Below are 20,796 nucleotides of genomic sequence, written 5' to 3'. Positions count from 1 at the left end.
TTTTAGATGGTTTTTTGAACCACTTCAAACACTTTATTCCCGTCGCATTTTAAGGTTTTTGACGGGTATTTTAGTAAAAGCGCATAATCGTGCGTGGCCATAAGAATGGTGTTTCCGTTCTTATTTATCTCCTGTAAAACAGCCATAACTTCAACAGATGTTTGCGGGTCTAGATTTCCTGTAGGTTCATCTGCCAGAATAAGTTCAGGATCGTTAAGAAGCGCGCGAGCAATCGCCACACGTTGCTGCTCACCACCAGAAAGTTGGTAAGGGTATTTAAAACCTTTGGTCTTCATGCCCACTTTATCAAGAACGCGGTCAATGTTTGTATCCATTTCGCTTTTATCCTTCCAGCCGGTAGCTTTTAAAACAAATCGCAGATTCTCACTTACCGTGCGGTCGTTTAATAATTTAAAATCCTGAAAAACCACACCCAGTTTTCTGCGTAAAAAAGGGATTTGCTTTTCTTTGAGTGAAGCCAGATCAAAATCTACAATGTGCCCTTCTCCCTGTTGCAGCGGCAGGTCGCCGTACAGCGTTTTCATGAAACTACTTTTGCCAGAGCCGGTTTTACCTATAAGGTAAACAAACTCACCTTTATTGATGGTCACATTTACATCTGAAAGAATAAGGTTTTCACGCTGAAATATCGCTGCGTTTTTTAACTCGAGTACCGCGTTTGGCATAAATAAAAGTAATTTTTAAAGATAATCTAACGTCAAAAGTACGATATCTATTTCACTTCAATGGTTAAGAAAAAACGGCTAATTTTTACTTAAAATCGGTTTTTTAGATCAAAAATCAGCAGACCAGCTTTAGCTATTACACTAAGATCGAATGCCTTTTGTAAATCATTGCAATTAGAACTGCGCAAAATGAATAGCTATAAACTTCTACAGAAAACAAAGCTATATACATAGTAATCATAGTTTTCTTAAAAAATAGCAGTGCTCAAATTCTCTTAACATAATTATCACAGATTTGTAGCGTTATTACACAATAGAAGCCCCTATATTTGGGCGGCGAAAACGTCCATTTTGGTAAATAAATAATTCCCTTTATGATCAATAGATTTTTGATTCTTTTCATGGCTCTTGTGCTCTCGGCGCCTTTAATGCAGGCGCAGCAATCTGCAGCTTATACTAACGAACTTCTAAAATATAATAAGGCACTTACCTTATACAACAGCAAGCAGTACCTGGCTGCACAAACGTTGTTCGATGAAGTAAAGCAAGACACTAATGATCCTACCATAAAAGGAGATTGTGCATACTATATTGCAAATGCTTCTGTGCGGCTTAATCAGTCTGGTGCAGACCAGATGATGCAGGATTTTGTAGATGAATATCCTACCAGCACAAAGCGCAATTCGGCTTTTCTAGATGTAGCAGATTATTATTTTGAGAATGGAAAATACGCTTATGCGAAAAAGTGGTACGAGCGGGTAGATCTTGCACGTTTGAATAATCAGGAGATGGAACGCTACAACTTCAACATGGGCTATGTTCATTTTAAAACTAACAGTCCTGAAGATGCTAAGATCTATTTCAACAGAGTACGCGATTCTAAAAAATATGGCTCTCAGGCTAAATATTATGAAGGTTTTATCGCTTACGACAGCGATGAGTATGAAGAAGCAAGTGAATTGTTTGATGAGGTAGAAGCACAGGGCGGAAGCAGAGAAGAATTGGCTTATTTTAAGGCAGATCTTAATTTTAAACTAGGCAAGTTTGAAGAAGCCATTAAATTAGGAAAAGAACAATTGCCTAATGCAAACCGCCAGGAAATATCGCAGCTCAATAAAATTATAGGAGAAAGTTATTTTAATTTAGGTCAATATGATGAAGCTCTACCATATTTAAAAGAATACAAGGGTTTAAGAGGTAAATGGAATAATACAGATTACTATCAGCTGGGTTATGCTTACTACAAACAAGGCGATTTTGAGAATGCGATTAGCGAATTTAACAAGATCATAGACGGTCGTAACAGCGTAGCACAAAATGCATATTATCATTTAGCAGATGCGTATTTACAAACAGATCGTAAGCAGGAAGCTTTGAATGCTTTTCGCAACGCATATCAAATGGATTTTGAACCCAAGATAAAAGAAGATAGCGGTTTAAATTATGCTAAGCTGAGTTATGAAATAGGTAACGCCTACGAACCTGCTCCAACGGCAATTAGTAATTATCTTGAAAGTTACCCAGATTCACCTGCTAAACAAGAGTTGGAAACCTTGCTTATAGATTCTTATATCACTTCTAAGAATTATGCTCAGGCGATGGATTTACTTGAGAATAACCGAAATTTTAATGATAAAGTAGCTTATCAAAAAGTAGCTTTTTACCGCGCTATAGAGCAATATAACAACAGCGATTACTCGGGAGCGATAGACAATTTTGAGAAATCGTTAAAAGAACCACGCACTCCAGAATTTACTGCCAGAGCATTATACTGGAAAGCAGAGAGTGAGTATAACTTAAACCGAATAGATGATGCGTTGCTTACGTTTAAACAGTTTGAGCAAAGCAGCAAAGCCTCTACATTGCCAGAATATAAGGATATTGCTTATAATTTAGGCTATGCCTATTTTAAAAAGAAGAATTATGATCAGGCAGCAAATTATTTTGATCGTTATGTAAAATCAGGCGATGTAGATGAAACAAGAAAAGTAGACGCTTATTTAAGACTGGGAGATAGTTATTTCATCAGCCGTAAATACTGGCCAGCAATGGAGGCTTATAATGCAGCGGTTGATTTGCGCGGTGGTGATCGGGATTACGCCACTTTTCAAAAAGCAATAAGCTATGGTTTTGTAGATCGTAACAATCAAAAAGTAGAAGCGTTGGATAATTTTGCAAATCAGTTTCCTACTTCTAGTTATCGCGACGATGCCCTTTATGAGTTGGGTAATACGTATGTGGCGATGAAAGATAATGAGAAAGGTATCGCAGCTTACGACAGGCTGGTACGCGAAGTGCCAAAGAGCAAGTTTGTTTCTAAAGCTTTATTAAAAAAAGCACTTATTTATGATAACACAAACCGCAGCAATGAAGCATTGAACCTTTTTAAGAGAGTTGCTACAGATTTCCCCGGGACGCCAGAAGGTGTTCAGGCGGTTGCTTCAGCTAAACTTATTTATATTGATCAGGGTAAAGTAGATGAATATGGAAGATGGGCCAGCAGCCTTGATTACATTTCTGTAGAAGATTCTGAACTTGATGAAGCCGCTTTCTCTTCAGCAGAAAAGCAATTTGTGGCAAATAACAGCGATCAGGCTATTCGTCAATATGAGAAATACCTGCAGGATTATCCTAACGGTCAACGCGCGATGGATGCTCATTTTTACCTGGGTCAATTATACTTTGGTAAGGATGATTTTGATCAAACGATTCCACATTACAAATATGTGATTAACAAAGAGCGTAGTGAGTTTACAGAACAGGCTCTAGCAAGATTAGGTCAGGTTTATTTAAGCAAAAGAAATTATACTGATGCCATACCGGTTCTGGAAAGGCTTGAGAAAGAATCTGATATTCCGCAGAATACGATTTTCGCGCAAAGCAACTTGATGAAATCATATTACGAACTGAAACAATATCCTAAGGCATTTAGTTATGCAGAGAAGGTTCTGGCGAATGCTAAAATAGATAACTCAGTTAAAAGTGATGCACAGGTAATAATTGCCCGCAGCGCAATGAAGACTAATGATGAGAACAGGGCAAAGCAGGCTTACGCTGAAGTGCAGAAAATAGCAACAGGTGAGCTGGCGGCAGAAGCACTGTATTATGATGCTTATTTTAAGAATAAAGCAGGAGACAATAAAGCTTCTAACGAGGCGGTACAAAAGTTAGCCAAAGACTACAGCGGTTATAAATTGTATGGAGCCAAAGGTTTAATACTTATGGCTAAGAATTTCTATGCTCTGGGTGACGCATACCAGGCAACTTACATTCTTGACAATGTGACTTCAAACTTTACAGATTTTCCTGAAGTGGTTGAAGAAGCTAAAGCAGAATTAAACAGAATAAAGACAGCAGAAGCTAAGACTAACTCCTCTGTAGAAAACAATAACTAGACCCTTAATTCATCACTATAAACAGTTCTCATTTATGAGTAATCCCAATAGATCAAAAGTTCTACTAAGCAGTATTTTATTTGTGTTCATTTTTGCCTTTCAGGTAAATGCCCAGGATGAAGACAATCTGGGTACAGAGGTTGTGAATGTTGTAAAACCATATACACCAGAGATAGGCGATGCCTTCAAGGTAAAGGCAACTCCGCAATTAAATGACTCAGTAAACACCGCAAAGAAAAAAGTTACTTATGGTATTTTTTCTGTACCTGTAGCTTCTACGTTTACTCCGGCAAAAGGTAAAGCTGCGACTGTAGAGCAAGCTAAAAGAGTGAAATTATATGATAACTATGTGACGCTGGGTTTTGGTACCTATACAAGTGCTTTAGCAGAGTTTTATAGCAATTTTGAGGTGAGCAGAAGTGATAATTTTGGTATTTATCTCAATCACAATTCATCTCAGGGTGGTATAGAAGATATTGCACTTGATGATAAATTTTATGACACTAATCTTAATTTGAATTATAGTTCACGTAACCGTGGTATTAACTGGCGCACAGATCTTGACCTGAGTCATCAGCTTTATAACTGGTATGGTGTAGATGACTTTACCGCTGCCTCACCAGAAACCTTAACTAATATAGATCCACAGCACAGTTTTTATGGTGCAAAAGTAGGAGGTTCTCTAGAGCTTTATGATTCTTTCTTTAAAGGCGGAAAAGCTCAAATAGGTTACTTTGGTGACTCAAACAGTTCTTCAGAAATACGCGCAATTGTAGCGCCTACTTTTAACTTCCCAATAACGGATGAAGATATCACACTGGGCCTTAAATTAGATTATGTAAACGGCAGCTTTGACCGTAATTATGATAATACACAGGATATTAGTTACAGTCAATTAAATATTTCTGCTAGTCCTAGTTTACAAATTCTTCGTGATGACCTTACTCTGAGACTAGGTGTAACTGCTGCGGTTAATCTGGACACAGAAAACAGCACAACTAATTTTTATTTATATCCTAAAGTAACTGCTTCTTACCGTGTAGTAGATGAGTATTTTATCGCTTATGCAGGGGTAGAAGGTGAGCTTGAACAGAATTCTTATCAGGACTTTGTAAACGAAAACCCATTTGTTTCACCTACGCTTTTAATACAATCTACAGATAAACCTTACGAAGGTTATGTAGGTATGAAGGGGAAAATAGTAAATACAGTTGGCTATAACCTAAGAGCAAATTATGCTTCAGAAAATAATAAGGCGCTCTTTAAAAATAATCCCAGATACAATGATGGGGCAGGAAGTTTAGGTAATGAAGATTATCAATTTGGTAATTCATTTGATGTTGTTTACGATGATGTGAAAACTTTCTCAGTTTTTGGTGAATTGAATTTAGATGTAAACAGCAATCTAAAGATGCGTATAAATGGTGAGTTCTTTAGTTATAATTCATCAAATGAAGCAGAAGCATGGAATTTGCCAAGCTATAAAGCTTCCCTTTTTGCAGATTATCAAATTAGTGAACAATGGTTTGCCGGTGCTAATCTGTTTCTTGTAGGTGAGCGTAACGATGAAACTTATGTAACAGGGCCTACAACACAGTATTTTGCAACACCTGTAACATTAGAAAGCTATTTTGATGCAAATGCCCATGTAGGTTACCGTATCAATGATCAATTATCTGCATTTGCCAGAGTTAATAATATACTTGACAACGGGTATGATAAATGGGTAAATTATCCTGTACAAGGATTACAGGTTATGGCAGGCGCCACCTATAAATTTGATTTTTAGTACAAATAATAAAATTAGATAAAAGTTTTTTTAGTTCTTGTGTTAGAGAACTAAAAAAACTTTTTACATTTGCACCGTATTTGTACGATGAAAAACCAACTTAACAAAAAACAGGAAGAGCTAATAGAGCGCTATGGCGTGATACAGGAGCAGTTTGGTCTTTCGCCAGCGGCTGCTCGTGTAAACGGACTGTTAACCGTTGCAGATCAATTAGAATTTACTTTTGATGAAATAAGAGATGTTCTCAGTTTAAGTAAAAGTGCTACTAGTAATGCTATAAATACGCTTTTAACATTAGACTATATAGGTTACAGGACAAAAATGGGAGAGCGTAAACGTTACTTCTATTCTAAACTGGATCAATGGAAGGATAAAATGGAAAAAGGCCTAAATCGTTATGAGGAGTATAATAAGACTATGAAAGAAATTTTAGCCCAACGCACTCCAGAAACAACAGATTACAATAATAAGCTTGAAGAATTGACACAGTTTATGGATTATTATATGCAAGAAGCACAACAGATCATTAAGAACTGGGGGAATCTGTAATTTCTATATTTTTTGTAGAATAGGTTCTTTTAATTCAGAACTAAGAGTTTAAAATGAGGTTTAAAATATCATCTACAAATTTGTGTTATTGAGCGTTATAAAAATGTTGTTGGTATAAATAGATCATATCTCAACTTATAAATATTCAAATTTGACTTTTTTAATCTCTTTTTGTTTAACCAATACGAGGTTTAACTAAATCACCCTAATAATATGCTATCCTTTAAAATCAAATCTGACGACTCCTTGACTATCAATATTAACGATGAATTAAATACTGGTGAATTTGATAGAATTTCCCTTTTTATTGAATCTGTTTTTGATGTAAATCCTTACAGTGAGATCTTTTTCAATATCGATTCTAATCTAAATGAGGGATTTGTAAACAGACTACGGGAGTTTTGTTACAAGCTTCGTTTTGGCAATCTTATTATTCAAAGAGCAATATAATAAACTTGATTTTTCACTGTCCTGCAAACACAATATTATTTAGATATTGATCATCTTAAGAATTTTGGTGTAAGCAATGTTATGAAAAGATCTGGAGGATCTTTTATTCAACTAGAGAAAGTACATCCTTAAAGAATAATGTATAATCAACGTTTGCACTTTTTAAAACTAATTAATTACCTAATTTGATGATCAGAATAGTACTATTTACAATTACCTTTTTTACCGCTTTAATAGTAAGTGCGCAGGAGCAGGAAGGGCAATTTCAGGAAGAAGCTGCAAAAAAGATACGAGCCGAGTTTCCCAGAGCACGCGTTCTTAATTTTGAATATGGAAGTTCATTTTCCAGAGATTTTGATTCCAGGCTTTTTGATGAAGATTTCCAGACAGGTAAAATAAAAGACCAGAAAACCTTTAGAGCTTCAGCAAATATTCCCCTTTATAAAACTCAAAAGTGGTCATTAACAGGTTCTGCAGACTACGTTTTTAACGAATTTGAATTTAGTGAACTTCGTAATATTTCGTCTCAAAACACATATAATCAGAATAAAATTGCCGATTTTCATAAATTTTCAGCCGCATTAAGTTCTACTTACTTTTCGGTTTTATTTAAAAAACCGGTAATCTATAACGCAAGCTTAATTGTAGACGGTAACGATAAGGGAGCTCAGCGTTTAAAAGGGTTTCTGGGAGCGTCTTTAATTATGAAAAGAACAGCACGCACCACAATTACTTTAGGTGCAATTGCATTTATAGATCCTACTTCGCAGATTCCTTTCTTTCCCACTTTTACATACAATCATCAATTTAAAAATTCTGAATGGGAGGTAGATTTTATTTTACCACAACGTCTATTGTTACGCCGCCCTTTGGGACAAAATGGGCGTTTGTCTATAGGTAGCACATTTGGCAGCAATGGTTTTTATGTAAACGTAAATGCTCCTGATTTTCCAGATGTGTTTGAATATAGCCAGTTAGAGATTAATTCCGGGCTGATTTACGAACATAAACTCACGCACAACATAATTCTTACGGCTAAAGGTGGTCTTACAAATTTTATCAGTTCCAGACTTACTGAGAAAGGACAACCCAACAAAGATTACATCTATAGAAATGAGCAAGGCGCTACTGGTTATTTTAATGCAGGTGTGTCATTTGATCCTTTTACAAAAAAGCGCTAAATATTGCCTTTATAGGCGAAAAATCGGTCAAAACAGGTCGATTTTCTCGAATTTACTTTTGTATTTTTGGTCAAAATTTTACGAAATGAAACTCCTTTTTGGGCTACTCACCCTTGCTGTTATTTTTAGTTGCGATACTGATCAAAAAATAAAAGTAGATCTAATTGTCAAAAATGCAAAAGTCTATACTGTAGACACTACTTTCTCAAAAGCGGAAGCTTTCGCCGTGAGCGAAGGTAAATTTATACAAGTAGGCAGCACCGCAGATATTACAGCAAAATATATAGCTGATAAAATCATAGACGCTTCAGGTAAGACTGTTCTTCCTGGTTTAATAGATGCGCATTGCCACTTTTATAGATTTGGTACTACATTACAATCAGTTAATCTGGTAGGAACAAAAAGTTATGATGAGGTCATAGAAAGGGTACAGACTTTTCAGAAAGAGAAGGCTACAGATTTTATCTACGGTCGTGGCTGGGACCAGAATGATTGGGACGATAAAAACTTCCCTACAAAAGATAAATTAGATTCTTTATTTCCAGATATACCTGTTGTTTTGCAGCGTATAGACGGGCATGCGCTTCTAGTGAATCAACGAGCGCTTGATCTGGCAAAAGTTGACAATACCACAACTGTAGATGGCGGCGAGATCGTTAAAGATGGAGACCAGCTTACTGGCGTACTGATTGATAATCCTATGGATCTTATTTTTAAGATCATGCCAAAAATTACTCGCGAGCAGCAGGCACAGGCGCTTATAGATGCGCAGGAATACTGCTTTGATTACGGCCTCACGACTGTTAATGACGCAGGTATTTCCAGACAGACAATAGAACTTATAGACAGTCTACAACAGGCAGGAGCGCTCGATATGCGTATTTATGCGATGGTAAGTAATGAGCCCAACGATGTAAATTATTTCTTAAATCACGGAATTCTAAAAACGGACAAACTCGACGTGCGTTCTGTAAAAGTTTACGGCGACGGTGCTTTGGGTTCTCGCGGTGCTGCTTTACGTGAGCCATATGCAGACAGGGCAAATCATTATGGTGCGATGGTAACTCCGGTAGACAGTATAAAAGCGCTGGCAAAGCGAATTGCAGCTACAGATTTCCAGATGAATACACACGCTATAGGTGACTCTGCAAATACTGTTATTTTAAAAGCTTACGCCGAAGCATTAAAAGGACAGCACGATCGCCGCTGGAAGGTAGAGCACGCGCAGGTGATCTCGCCAGAAGATTTTGACTATTTTGACGACAATATTTTACCTTCTGTGCAACCTACGCATGCAACTAGTGATATGTACTGGGCCGCAGACAGGCTGGGCAAACAGCGCATGAAAGGTGCTTATGCTTATAAAGAATTGCTTGATGAGGCCGGTGTGATCGCATTAGGAACAGATTTTCCGGTAGAGCAGGTAAACCCGTTTTATACTTTTTATGCCGCTGTAGCGCGAAAAGATCTACAGCATTTTCCTGAAAGTGGTTTCCAGATGAAAGATGCTCTAAGTCGCGAAGAAACCTTACGCGGAATGACCATCTGGGCGGCTTATTCTAATTTTGAAGAAAATGAGAAAGGCAGTATAGAAGCCGGAAAGTTTGCAGATTTCATAATAATGGATGATGATATTATGACAATCAACGAGGATGAGATTCCTAATCTAAAAGTTTCCGAAACGTTTCTGGGAGGCGAAAAAGTGAAGTAAAAAAGCCGATTTTAGACCTTTTCCAGCTGATTTTTAACCAGAATATTCTTATTCATACGAATGATAGAAAAGGTTTTTGAAACCTCGTCTGCGATCTCATTAATCTCAATAACTTTCTCGAGTTCTGTTCTGGCTTTAGTTTTGTCGCTCTGCAGCTCATTTTGGGCTGCTTTTGTTAGATAATCTGCCAGATTCTCAAAATGTCTGGAGTGAAATTTACGCTCTTGCAGGTAAGATTTTATTTCGCCTTTAGGCAGATTGAGAATTTTTTCTACATCAATATCAAGTTGAGCCAGCAAACGATCATTAGTATGTTTAACGAGTACGTCTGTCTTATCTTCTAACTGAAATTCATAAAACTCTTCAAATATATTTTCTAACTCCTTAGTGAATTGTATTAGGAATTCTTGTTCTTTATTTCTGCGTAACATATTGAATAGAGGTTGATAATATAAATAAAGGCTACTGTTTTATTAACTAATTTTTGGCCTTTATTAATTCTGAAAATTAGTCATTTTCTCTAACTTTATTATGGTAAATGATTCTCAAGAATATTTTTATGGTTAAAGTTTATCAAAAGTATTTTGTGTTGAACCCTAAAAAAAGATAGATATGAAAACAGAAATGATAGCTGTAGTATTGACATTTCTTAGTCTTACAGGTTGTAAAGGGCAGGAGAATAATGAAAAACCGCTACCTGAAACTCATAAAAATCTAAGTGAAAATATAGACACGACAAGACCTAAGGAAAGCTGGAAAGTGAATAAGCAGGTTGATGAGAATGGTAATGTGGTTAAATATGATTCTATTTATACCTGGTCTTATACTAATCGCACCGGTGATTCTGTATCTGTAGATGTGGACAGTTTAATGGCTTCTATGAATGACTATTTTAATGAGCGTATGCCTAATTTAATGGAAAAAAATTATGCTATCCCTTTTGGCGATAATTCATTGATGCAGCGTGATTTTTTTAGTGATGATTTCTTCCAACGTAATGGTGCAGAAGATTCTACAAGTGTGCAGTCTATCTTAAGACAAATGGATTCTTTAAGAAAACAGTTTTTTAATGAAAGTTATCCCGGACTTATTCCGCCAGCAGCAGAAAAGGACACATTAAGTCATACATAAAAGCTAAAAAAACCGCCTTTTTAGGCGGTTTTTTGTAATAAGTAGATTTTTTCTAGTCAAACAAAATACAAACAGGACTAGGAGCGTCTACTTCCCCCACAAACTCTATTCTGCCAGTGGTTTTATCTCGTTTAAACGATGTGATGTTATTAGATCTTCTATTGGCTACGATCACATAATCTTCATTTGGTGAAAGTGCAAAATTGCGAGGCCAGTTACCATGTACAGATTCATACTGAATAGGAGAGAGGCTTCCATCTTCATTATTCACTTCAAAAACAGTAATGCTATTGTGACCGCGATTAGAGGCATACACAAACTTACCGTCTGATGAAATATGAATATCTGCACAAGCGCTTTCACCGGTAAAATCTTCAGGAAGAGTAGAATATGAATTTTTTCTGATATATGAACTGTCGTTGTCTTTAACAACCTGGGTAACGCTGTTATTTAACTCACTTATTACGTAAATCCATTTGTTGTTAGGATGAAATGCAAGGTGTCTTGGCCCCGCGCCAGCCTCCATACCCAGAGTATCTGGAGGAGTATTTACAAGTTTTTCATCTTCAATTTTAGAGAACCAAAGCTGGTTAGTGCCCAGATCTGCCGAAATGATTGTGTTTTTATCGGGAGCAAACCATGAAGAATGTGCATGTGGTCCTTTTTGCCTGTCTGTTATATCACTGCCCTCATGTTGAGAAACATTAAGTAAATCTGATAATTTGCCCTCATTCTGTAGTTTTAAAAGGCCCACATTGCCGCCATTATAATTAGCAACTAACACATTACCCTCTTCATCTACATTTACAAAGCAAGGCGCTGCGCCTCCTGATTTACTTTGACTTAATAATTCTAAACTATCAGGATGAACAGCATATGATTCTACCGTGCCCTCACCAGCTTCATTAATAGCAAGGAGATATTTTTTGTCTGGCGTTAAGGCCACAAATGAAGGATTAGATGTTTTCGCCATAAGGCCAATTTTAGACAGGTTTCCTGTGCTGTCTAGTGCATATTTATAGATGCCTTCACTATCAACATCTGTATATGTGCCTACATAAAAGGTTTGAGAAGAATTGGCGGGTTTAGCTTCGGGTTTTTCTTTTTTGTCCTGACAGCTGGTGGTGGCTAAAATGACGATGAATATAAATGGAAATTTCATTACAGGTTGTTTAATGCTTTGGTTGCAGTATTAAAATTAGATTATTTTAATTTATACCTGCAAATAATTGTCAAAACTTCTGTAAAAAGTATAGTATTTATGATGGCGCTTGTTAGCGATAGTAGTTTAATCTTTGAAGTCTGGTCTGTGAATTCTAACTAATTAGTGATAAGTCTCACCAATAAGGTAAACTTTCTGCTCTGTGGTCACACCTTTTAAAACCATCGTACGCACGCCTTTAATTTCTGGCGCATTCTTCAAAAGTTTATAGGTGTTTTCTGAAATGATAAAGGAGTTATTTAATTCTTTTGTTAATCCTTCAAGCCTTGCTGCAATATTTACAGGATAGCCCATAACGATCTCATGATCTTTATTATCCAGATGTATTTTACCAACTGCCACTTTACCCACATGAAGCCCCATACCAATAGCTATTTCTTCATTAAAATGTTTTACGAGATAACTTTCATTAAGGTGAACAAGTTCGTCCAGAATCATGTATGCTGCTTTTACAGCATCATTTGCCGCTTGTTGCAATTGGGTGGTAAAACCGAAGGCCGCATAAAGACCGTCGCCGGCAGTTTCTATAACCTTACCATCAAACTGCTTAATAATATTCTCAAAAGTGGAGAATAATTTACGTACCAGATGAACGACATCAAAAGCGAGATGTGTTTCTACGAAGTGTGTAAAATCGCGAATATCAAGAAAGAGAAGCGCCATATGCATCTCTCTACCCATCGCTTCCTGCCCATCCTGCTGGTTAGGTAAATAAAGTGGGTAATCTGTCTCATCTTTCATAATACGATTAACCCTTACATTGCCTCCTTTTAAAAAGGTCTGGCAGGCTAATCTTGATTTCTCAGGAAGGGTGATGCGTTCTTTTAGAAGTTTCTCTGCTGTGTTAATCGCTGTAATATTTTGATCACCACCTGTAATAAAAATGCGGCAGGTAGAGCAACGTGCCTTACCGCCACACTCAGAACAAAATGGAACTCTGCCAGCTAAAGCTGCATCAAGTACAGATTGACCAGGCACATAGCTTACTTCATGTTCTCCTATCTGGAGTACATTTTTATCGTCTACAGCCATTTTTAAGTAGTTTTAACCCGATTTTTATGCAATTATAATAGATAATGGAATTTACTCTGCACTCAATCTTTCTGCCAGCCAAAGAAATTCTGTGACAAAAGTATCGACATTTTTTTGAAAAGCCGGAATTTTTAAAGTTCCATTTTCTTCAAATTTACCTGTGACATCTGGCACGATAAGCATCATAGGAGAAGCAATACCAAAAAATCCCGGGACCATTTGTAGCAATTGCTGAGCAGCACGCATACCACCCATCATACCCGGCGAAGCTGTAACCAGACCAAAGGTTTTACGAGATTGTTTAGGGAAATGGTCAAAGAAATTCTTTAGGGCAGGGGTGTAGCTTCCGTTATATTCTGGCGTGCAAATAATAAAGGCATCTGCATTAAATACGCGCTGTGCATATGATCTAATCTCTTCTGGAGCGTCGCTGGCCGTGGTAAAGACCTTTTCTACAAAAGGAAGTGTTATTTCGCTCATAGCGATCAATCCCACTTCATGATCTGTAGTGCTTTTTAAATTGCTTTGTAGATGTTTTGCAACGCGTATGCTAAGACTTTCGTCACGGGTACTGCCAGCTATAATTTCAATATTCATGATTTGTTATTTATTATTAATCCCACCTGTTTGAGACTGAGACTGCAAATTTTCCTGCACCGGTAAAGAATAACGCCAAAGCTCCAAAGAAATATAAACCCTGCAATTCAAGCGTCCAGCCACCGGTAGTGCTTAATGTAAAGATATCATTGATGTGTACAAGCATCACCGCTATTAACATATTTATGGCGTAAACAAGGGCAGCTATACGCGTTCTAAAACCAATAACAAGTAATATGGGCACGATCACTTCACCTATTAAAACCCCGTAAGCGATAACTGAAAGTAAACCGTAAGATTCTAACATTCCCTTTATGCCCTCTAGACCATTCATCATTTTAGAAAAGCCGTGAAAAAGCATTAAAATCCCCAGAGTTACCCTTAAAATTAACAAACCTAAATTTACTCGTGTCTTTTCCATAGATATTTTTTTAAAGTTAAGTAAAATCGGTAGCTGCCCATACTCAGAACAACCACCGATTTTTAATAGATTATTATGCGTTTTCTAAGTTTTTAGCAACTGTTTCCCAGTTTACAACATTCCAAAATGCATGAATATATTCAGGACGCTTGTTTTGATAATTCAGGTAATAAGCATGTTCCCAAACATCGAGACCTAAAATAGGAGTTCCTTTAGCGGGAGCTACGTCCATAAGCGGATTATCCTGATTAGGAGTTGATGTGATTTCTATTTTTCCCTCTGCATTAACAATTAACCAGGCCCAGCCAGAACCAAAACGTGTAGAAGCGGCGGCAGTAAATTCTGCTTTAAAATCTTCAAAAGAACCAAAGGCTTTCTCTATCGCAGTTTCTAATTTACCTTCTGGTTTACCACCATCGTTAGGAGAAAGAATTGTCCAGAACAGGCTGTGGTTATAATGACCACCGGCATTGTTGCGTATAGCGGGAGAAAGTGTGCCGGCTTTCGCCAAAATATCCTTAAGCTCAGTCTTCTCAAGATCTGTTCCTTCTATGGCTTTATTTAGATTATTTACATAACCCTGATGATGCTTGCTATGATGAATCTCCATAGTTGCGGCATCAAAATGAGGTTCTAACGCGTCATAAGCGTAGTCTAGTGTTGGCAGTTGATGTGTCATAATTATAATATTTATGATTGTAAATTTTAATTTATAAGGCAAATGTAGTACGTTTGTTTAATAAACCAAATAATTACTTTGTTTATTATGAAAACTTTAATGGAGAATGAACGGGCGCTGTTGATTTTAAAGAGCAAAGGAGAATTACCGCTGGCTGTTTTAGCAAGAGAATTAAATATTACTACAGAAGGAGCACGGTTTAATCTTTTAAAGCTTGCCAAAGAAGGATTGGTTCAAAATACAAGTAAATCTAAGGGTAGAGGCAGGCCACAGCAGATATGGTCTTTAACTGAAGCTGGTCATGAGCGCTTTCCTGATGCGCACGCAGATCTTACTGTGCGATTGATACAGCAAATGAAAGATACATTAGGAGAAGAAGCTCTTGATGCTGTAATTATGGCTAACGGTAATGAGAATGTGGCGCGTTACTCTAAAGTGATGAATATTAACGATCAACTTGAGCAACGTGTAGCTAAACTTGCAGAAATGCGAAACATAGAAGGTTATATGGCCACGTATAAGAAGGATGATAATAAATATTTGCTTATTGAAAATCATTGCCCCATCTGCGCGGCAGCGGCTACTTGTCAGGGTTTTTGCAGATCTGAGTTAGAAACATTTAAAACCGTGCTTGGTGAAAATGTAAAAATAGAACGCGTAGATCATATACTTTCAGGAGCCAGACGTTGTGCTTATGAGATTTCAGGATTAGAATAAAGGAAGTCAATTAGGGCCTAATTTGCTCTTAAAATTATTGTTATTCCATCAAAAAAAATCCGTTCTAGGGGAGGGAAATCGACCAAAATGCATCAAAAATCGACCTGTTAAATGACAGTTTTGAGCAGATTTCAAAAGATAATTTTGGTGTAAAACAAATACAAAAAAGAAACGGGGCAGTGCCCCGTTCTAATTAAATATTGAAAAATGATTTTGTTTAATAACCTGGATTTTGGGTACTTAAATTGGGATTATTTATCAATTCCGGACCAGGAATAGGGAATAACAAATGTTTTTCCTGTAATGCCTGATTAGAGTTGAGGTTAACATGACCAACGAAATTATCAAAACCACCGGTTATGTTGTTGTAGACCTTTCTCAAACGTACCATATCAAACCAGATTTTCATTTCAAAGGCTAATTCATGCCATCTTTCTCTCCATACAGCTTCTCTAAATGATGCCTGGTCAAATTCGGCTAAAGTAGGTGTAGATAACTGCGCTCTATCTCTTATTTGTTTCAAGGCATTTACCGCAGCCTGATTAGGACCACCATTAGCCTCGTTATAAGCTTCAGCATAAATCAATAGAACTTCAGCATACCCAAATATCTGAACATTTAAATTATCCTTAGCAGTTCCTGTCACACCAGAAGTACCGTTTGCAGTGACATTAAAATGTTTAAATATAAAAGGTGCTCCTAAGTCAAATAATTCGCCGCTGCCATTTTCGTAATAACTGGTATAAAACCAACCTTCTCTGTCAACAGCTCTCAAATCACCATCTTCGTATGAATTGTAAAATTCCGGAGTTGGTATTGTACTCCCTGTACCATCAGGACCACGGTATGTAACCGGTTGAAAATTAGGACGCATATTGCCCATAGGATTTTCAGCTACAAGATCATTGTATTGTAAGCTAAAAATATGCTCTCCCATATTATTTAAACTTTCATCATGCACTTCTGCATATGTGTCAAAAAGGTGAATAGGACCTGCATTATCAATGATCTCTTTTGCTTTGCTGGCAGCATCAGCATATCGAGCTGTTTCATTTAATGGATTTCCAGCCATTGTAAGATATACTTTCGCCAAAAGGGCTTTTACGGCAGATTGTGAAACTCTTCCGCTTTCATCTGTCCAAGGTAAGCCTGCACTTTCAGCTTCTAAGAGATCACTTACTATTAAGTTGTAAACTTCTGTTTGCGGACTACGAACGGGAAAGAAGTCTTCTGAGTCTGCACTTTGAGGTAAAGTAATTAAAGGCACATCTCCCCATAGTCTAACTGCGTAAAAATAAGCCCATGCTCTTAAGAATCTCGCCTCTCCCAGAACCTTGGTTTTATCAGCTTCATCCATTTGAATATCTGGAACGTTTTGAAGAACCAAATTTGCATTACCAATAACTTTATAGAGACCGCGCCACCAGTTTTTTACATGCCCTGTATTGGGGTCATAAGAAAGTGAATACAGATTATTAAGATCTGAGTTTTGTGCTGTCTGAGTAGATGTAATCCCAGTAGGCGCCATTAGCATTTGCCAGTTAGAAGAAAAAATACCGGCACCATCGCCTATAAATCTTGCATCTGCATACACTGCAGCGACAGCAGACTGAGCATGTTTAGCGCTAGTGTAAAAACTGTCTGGTGTAAGATTAGAAGGATCTGATTCATCCAGAAAATCTGAACAGCTGAAGGCTCCACATAATAGAACCAGCAAACAGACTACTTTGCTTTTATTTTTGAGTATATTAATTTTCATAATATTAGATCTTTATTTTTTTATTAATTAAAGGCTTACTTGTAAACCAACCACAAAAGTTGTTGATTTAGGATATTCGTGCCATTTCATACCTTGTGAGAAAGCATTGTTACTAGCATCTCCTCTAATAGGAGTTACTTCAGGATCTCCCAGTAATTCATCATCAACGATCAGGAAGAAATTTTGTGCAGAAGCATAAAGTCTTAATTTGTTTAAGTGCAGTAAATCAACAATTTCTCGATCAAAAGAGTACCCCAGCATTATGTTCTTTCCTCTTATAAAAGAACCATCCTGAATCCAGTGTGTATCAACATTAGTAACATAACCCGCACGTGTATCTCTCACCTGAGCGATCATGGTATTTTGATTATCTGGAGTCCATGCGTTTAGAACTGTCTTGTAGCTGTTTGCTAAACTTTGTCTATCCTCACTTGAGTGAAGGTTCATATTCATCACATCATTTCCATATGAATACTGAAGTTCTAAGGTGAAATCAAAGTTTTTATAAGTAACATAATTAGTAAAAGCTCCCCATGCTTTAGGGCTACCGTTACCTATAATTGATCGATCTTCATCATTTATGATATAATCACCATTAAAATCCTTGTACTTAATATCACCGGGAAGAAGGGTAAGTCCATTTCTATAGCTCACATATTTAGCAGCCTCTTCAGCTTCATCTGTTCCCCATACTCCTAATCTGGTTAATCCCCAGAAAGCACCTACAGGTTCACCCACTCTAATAATGCTGGTTTCATTTGTAATACCTGGTCCACCTACTCCAAAAATGTCAGATGGCGTGGCTAATGATAAAACCTTGTTTTTGTTCATTGAAATATTAAAAGAAGTACTCCAGTTTAAATCAACGGTAGATATATTTGTTGATGTAATAGAAAACTCAAATCCTTTGTTCTCCATAGATCCCACATTTCTTCTAATTGTTGCATAACCGGTAGATTGTGGTACAGGAGCATCTAACAACATATCTGTAGTTTTGCGGTAATAGAAATCAGCTTCAATAGAGATCCTGTTTTTAAACAAGCCTAGCTCAACACCAAAATCATATTGTGCAGTTTTTTCCCATTTTAGATCAGGGTTTGCAAGCCTGTTTAAACCTGTACCACCTATAGGATTGCCATCCCAAATAGCTTTGTAATTTGAACTTAGGAGTGAAAGTGAAGAATAAGGAGGAATTTCTGAGTTCCCGGTTACACCATAACTTGTTCTAAGTTTAAGATTAGAAATAACCTCACTATCAGCAAGAAAATCTTCGTCAGATGTTCTCCATGCAAAAGCAGCGGAAGGGAAAAGAGAGAATTTGTTATTATCTCCAAATTTTGATGACCCATCTGCTCTGGCAGTTACAGTAAATAAATACTTTTTCATGAAGTTATAATTAACCCTTCCGAAATAGGAATTCAACGCTTCACGATCTGCTCTGGAGCCTACTACAAGATTATCTGTTCCTGCTCCCAGGTTGTTATATTCAAAATAATCAGTCGGAAAATTTCGCGACTCAGCGTTAACGTAGAAGTTATTTGACTCCTGCCATGATATCCCAAGCAACGCGGTTAAAGCATTATTTTCATCAATATCTTTAGTATATGTTAGGTAGTTCTCTAAAGACCAGAATGTATTCTTCTCATTACTAGAAGAAGCGAATGCCCTACCGTTACTATCGAGTGTGCTATCGCTAAATTCATTATTCTCCTGAGTAAGAACATTAGTCCCTAAAACCGTACGCATTTGTAGATTTTCGGCGAAATTAATATTAGAATAAACACTCCCCGATATCGTTTGCGTATTTAAAATATATTTTTGACTATTTAAGCGGTGTACAGAGTTTCTTGTACCTTCTGCAAAAGGATAATCCCTATTATCTGCAAATTCACCTTCTTTGGGACCACTTTCATATCTTACCGGCAAGAATGGAAAATCCTCTACCATTCTGCGTGGCACTTCATCATTTGTGTCTGCAAGATTTTCAGTTTGATAGTTGTAACTTAGACTTCCACCTATTTTCAACCATGATTGTATTTGATCATCAATAGAAAACCTGCCTGAATATCTCTTTAGATACGTGTCTTTAAGTAAACCCTGATCATCTCTAATACCAAGAGAAATGGCATATGTTGTTTTCTCATTACCGCCAGAAAAACCTAGTTGATGATTTTGTGATAAATTATGCTGTACTACTTCTTTAGACCAATCTGTGTCATAAATAGCATTGCCATTGCTGTCAAATAAATCGGCCATTAAAGGGTCTGCTCTTTTAAGTCTTGGCTCGTATTGAGCATAATTTCCTGCTGCCCAACCTTCGGGATCAAATTTTGCAGAATTTTCCCAGGCTAATTGCTCTACCATAGCATACTCTGCAGAATTGAGGACTTTTGCTCTGTTAGGACCAAATTGGTTTACACTAAATGTAGCATCGTAAGTTACTCTGCCCTGACCAGCTTTACCTCTTTTTGTTGTTATTAAAATAACGCCATTAGCCCCTCTTGCTCCATAGATTGCGGTTGAGGATGCATCTTTTAGAACTTCTATAGAAACCACATCGTTAGGGTTGAGGTAATCAATAGCAGAACTAAATTGATCTAAATTGCCTTGAGGTAATTGAACCCCGTCGACGACATAAAGCGGATTGTTAGACGAATTAATAGAACTAAACCCCCTAATTCTAATATTCGATTTTCCTCCCGGTCTTCCTGAGTTAGTATTTACCTGAACCCCGGCAATCTTACCAGAGAGTGCCTGATTTAATGAGGTTGCTGGTCGTTCTTTAAGTTGTTCAGTATCGACCTGACCTACAGCACCGGTTAAATCTGATTTTCTTTGAGAACCATACCCAATTAAAACCACTTCGTCTAATTCGCTGGCATTTTCTTCTAGTATTACATCAATAGAAGATCTGCCATTAACTTGTATTTCTGTTGTTTGAAAGCCTATATAGCTATAGACTAGTGTTGCGTCATTAGATACGTTGTCTAATGTGTAATTTCCGTCAAAGTCAGTTTGCGTTCCATTGGTTGTTCCTTTTACCAATACGTTAACCCCTGGTAACGGTCCCGTTTTGTCTGAAACTATACCAGTTACCGTTTGTGATTTTACTAATCCAAAACACAATAATGTGCCTAAAAGTAGTAACCTTTTTAATAATTTGCTCTTCATGAAAGATGGTTTAATTAGTTGTTTATATTGAGTTAGATGTACTTAATACTTGGTTGTAAACTAATTTTATCGAGATCACGACTTTAAGGAAATAGACCCATTTTTAAAATATAAGTATGGAGCTATTTTAATTACTTAGGTTTTTGATCTGGATCTTAAGCGTATTAATTAAATAGATACTAATGGGGGCATTTAGCTATAGCAATGATTGTAGAAAAGGATTATTTACTTATTAATATCCATTTTCAAAAATTGAGAGATATAGCTAAAACGTTTTACTAATATATATTTAATTGTTAATTAAAA

17 protein-coding genes are annotated in these 20,796 nt (G+C 36.9%); 8 read left to right on the top strand and 9 right to left on the bottom strand.

Going from position 1 to position 20,796, the window contains the following annotated elements; genetic code table 11:
• Nucleotides 1-2: 2 nt before the first annotated feature.
• Nucleotides 3-686: a cell division ATP-binding protein FtsE gene (locus ACH3O9_RS00725; RefSeq protein WP_416443378.1), complete on the bottom strand. Its 684-nt coding sequence runs from the start codon at nt 684-686 to the stop codon at nt 3-5.
• Between the two features lie 374 nt (nt 687-1,060).
• Here ACH3O9_RS00725 and ACH3O9_RS00720 point away from each other — a divergent pair, with 374 nt between their 5' ends.
• The 6 genes from ACH3O9_RS00720 to ACH3O9_RS00695 all read left to right on the top strand — a co-directional run bounded on the left by ACH3O9_RS00720 (nt 1,061) and on the right by ACH3O9_RS00695 (nt 9,761).
• Nucleotides 1,061-4,081, top strand: coding sequence for a tetratricopeptide repeat protein (locus ACH3O9_RS00720; protein WP_416443376.1), 3,021 nt, complete (start codon nt 1,061-1,063; stop codon nt 4,079-4,081).
• A gap of 34 nt (nt 4,082-4,115) precedes the next feature.
• Nucleotides 4,116-5,870 (top strand): TonB-dependent receptor, encoded by a 1,755-nt coding sequence (locus ACH3O9_RS00715; RefSeq protein WP_416443374.1) that lies wholly within the window; start codon nt 4,116-4,118, stop codon nt 5,868-5,870.
• Between the two features lie 87 nt (nt 5,871-5,957).
• A complete protein-coding gene (locus tag ACH3O9_RS00710) occupies nt 5,958-6,419 on the top strand; it encodes a GbsR/MarR family transcriptional regulator (protein WP_416443372.1) in 462 nt (153 codons plus the stop codon).
• A 213-nt stretch (nt 6,420-6,632) separates the two neighbouring features.
• Nucleotides 6,633-6,869, top strand: a complete 237-nt coding sequence (locus ACH3O9_RS00705; RefSeq protein ID WP_416443370.1) for a hypothetical protein — start codon at nt 6,633-6,635, stop codon at nt 6,867-6,869.
• Nucleotides 6,870-7,057: 188 nt separating this feature from the next.
• A complete protein-coding gene (locus ACH3O9_RS00700) occupies nt 7,058-8,050 on the top strand; it encodes a hypothetical protein (protein WP_416443368.1) in 993 nt (330 codons plus the stop codon).
• A gap of 85 nt (nt 8,051-8,135) precedes the next feature.
• Nucleotides 8,136-9,761, top strand: a complete 1,626-nt coding sequence (locus ACH3O9_RS00695) for an amidohydrolase (protein WP_416443366.1) — start codon at nt 8,136-8,138, stop codon at nt 9,759-9,761.
• A gap of 11 nt (nt 9,762-9,772) precedes the next feature.
• Here the strand turns inward: ACH3O9_RS00695 and ACH3O9_RS00690 are convergent, their stop codons facing one another.
• Complete coding sequence (locus tag ACH3O9_RS00690) at nt 9,773-10,192, bottom strand: hypothetical protein (protein ID WP_416443364.1); 420 nt, start codon at nt 10,190-10,192, stop codon at nt 9,773-9,775.
• 181 nt (nt 10,193-10,373) lie between these two features.
• Here ACH3O9_RS00690 and ACH3O9_RS00685 point away from each other — a divergent pair, with 181 nt between their 5' ends.
• Nucleotides 10,374-10,892: a hypothetical protein gene (locus ACH3O9_RS00685; RefSeq protein WP_416443362.1), complete on the top strand. Its 519-nt coding sequence runs from the start codon at nt 10,374-10,376 to the stop codon at nt 10,890-10,892.
• A gap of 52 nt (nt 10,893-10,944) precedes the next feature.
• Here the strand turns inward: ACH3O9_RS00685 and ACH3O9_RS00680 are convergent, their stop codons facing one another.
• The 5 genes from ACH3O9_RS00680 to ACH3O9_RS00660 form a co-directional block, all read right to left on the bottom strand.
• Nucleotides 10,945-12,054 (bottom strand): lactonase family protein, encoded by a 1,110-nt coding sequence (locus ACH3O9_RS00680; RefSeq protein ID WP_416443360.1) that lies wholly within the window; start codon nt 12,052-12,054, stop codon nt 10,945-10,947.
• Between the two features lie 162 nt (nt 12,055-12,216).
• A complete protein-coding gene (locus ACH3O9_RS00675) occupies nt 12,217-13,146 on the bottom strand; it encodes an adenylate/guanylate cyclase domain-containing protein (RefSeq protein ID WP_416443358.1) in 930 nt (309 codons plus the stop codon).
• Between the two features lie 51 nt (nt 13,147-13,197).
• Entirely contained in the window at nt 13,198-13,743 is a 546-nt protein-coding gene (locus tag ACH3O9_RS00670; RefSeq protein WP_416443356.1) for an NADPH-dependent FMN reductase, read from the bottom strand.
• 16 nt (nt 13,744-13,759) lie between these two features.
• Nucleotides 13,760-14,164, bottom strand: coding sequence for a DoxX family protein (locus tag ACH3O9_RS00665; RefSeq protein ID WP_416443354.1), 405 nt, complete (start codon nt 14,162-14,164; stop codon nt 13,760-13,762).
• A 73-nt stretch (nt 14,165-14,237) separates the two neighbouring features.
• A complete protein-coding gene (locus tag ACH3O9_RS00660; protein WP_416443352.1) occupies nt 14,238-14,843 on the bottom strand; it encodes a superoxide dismutase in 606 nt (201 codons plus the stop codon).
• A gap of 87 nt (nt 14,844-14,930) precedes the next feature.
• Between ACH3O9_RS00660 and ACH3O9_RS00655 the strand changes: the two genes are divergently transcribed.
• Nucleotides 14,931-15,560, top strand: a complete 630-nt coding sequence (locus ACH3O9_RS00655; protein WP_416443350.1) for a helix-turn-helix transcriptional regulator — start codon at nt 14,931-14,933, stop codon at nt 15,558-15,560.
• A 217-nt stretch (nt 15,561-15,777) separates the two neighbouring features.
• On the opposite strand, the gene ACH3O9_RS00650 is transcribed toward ACH3O9_RS00655, so the two are convergent.
• Both ACH3O9_RS00650 and ACH3O9_RS00645 read right to left on the bottom strand, forming a co-directional pair.
• Entirely contained in the window at nt 15,778-17,319 is a 1,542-nt protein-coding gene (locus ACH3O9_RS00650) for a RagB/SusD family nutrient uptake outer membrane protein (RefSeq protein WP_416443348.1), read from the bottom strand.
• 27 nt (nt 17,320-17,346) lie between these two features.
• On the bottom strand, nt 17,347-20,490 hold the full coding sequence (locus tag ACH3O9_RS00645) for a SusC/RagA family TonB-linked outer membrane protein (protein ID WP_416443346.1): 3,144 nt from the start codon (nt 20,488-20,490) through the stop codon (nt 17,347-17,349).
• Nucleotides 20,491-20,796 lie beyond the last annotated feature (306 nt).

The organism is Leeuwenhoekiella sp. A16 (assembly GCF_047946675.1).
GTDB lineage: Bacteria > Bacteroidota > Bacteroidia > Flavobacteriales > Flavobacteriaceae > Leeuwenhoekiella.
Note: the sequence above shows the minus strand (reverse complement) of the source record. Positions and strands in the feature narration are given on the sequence as shown.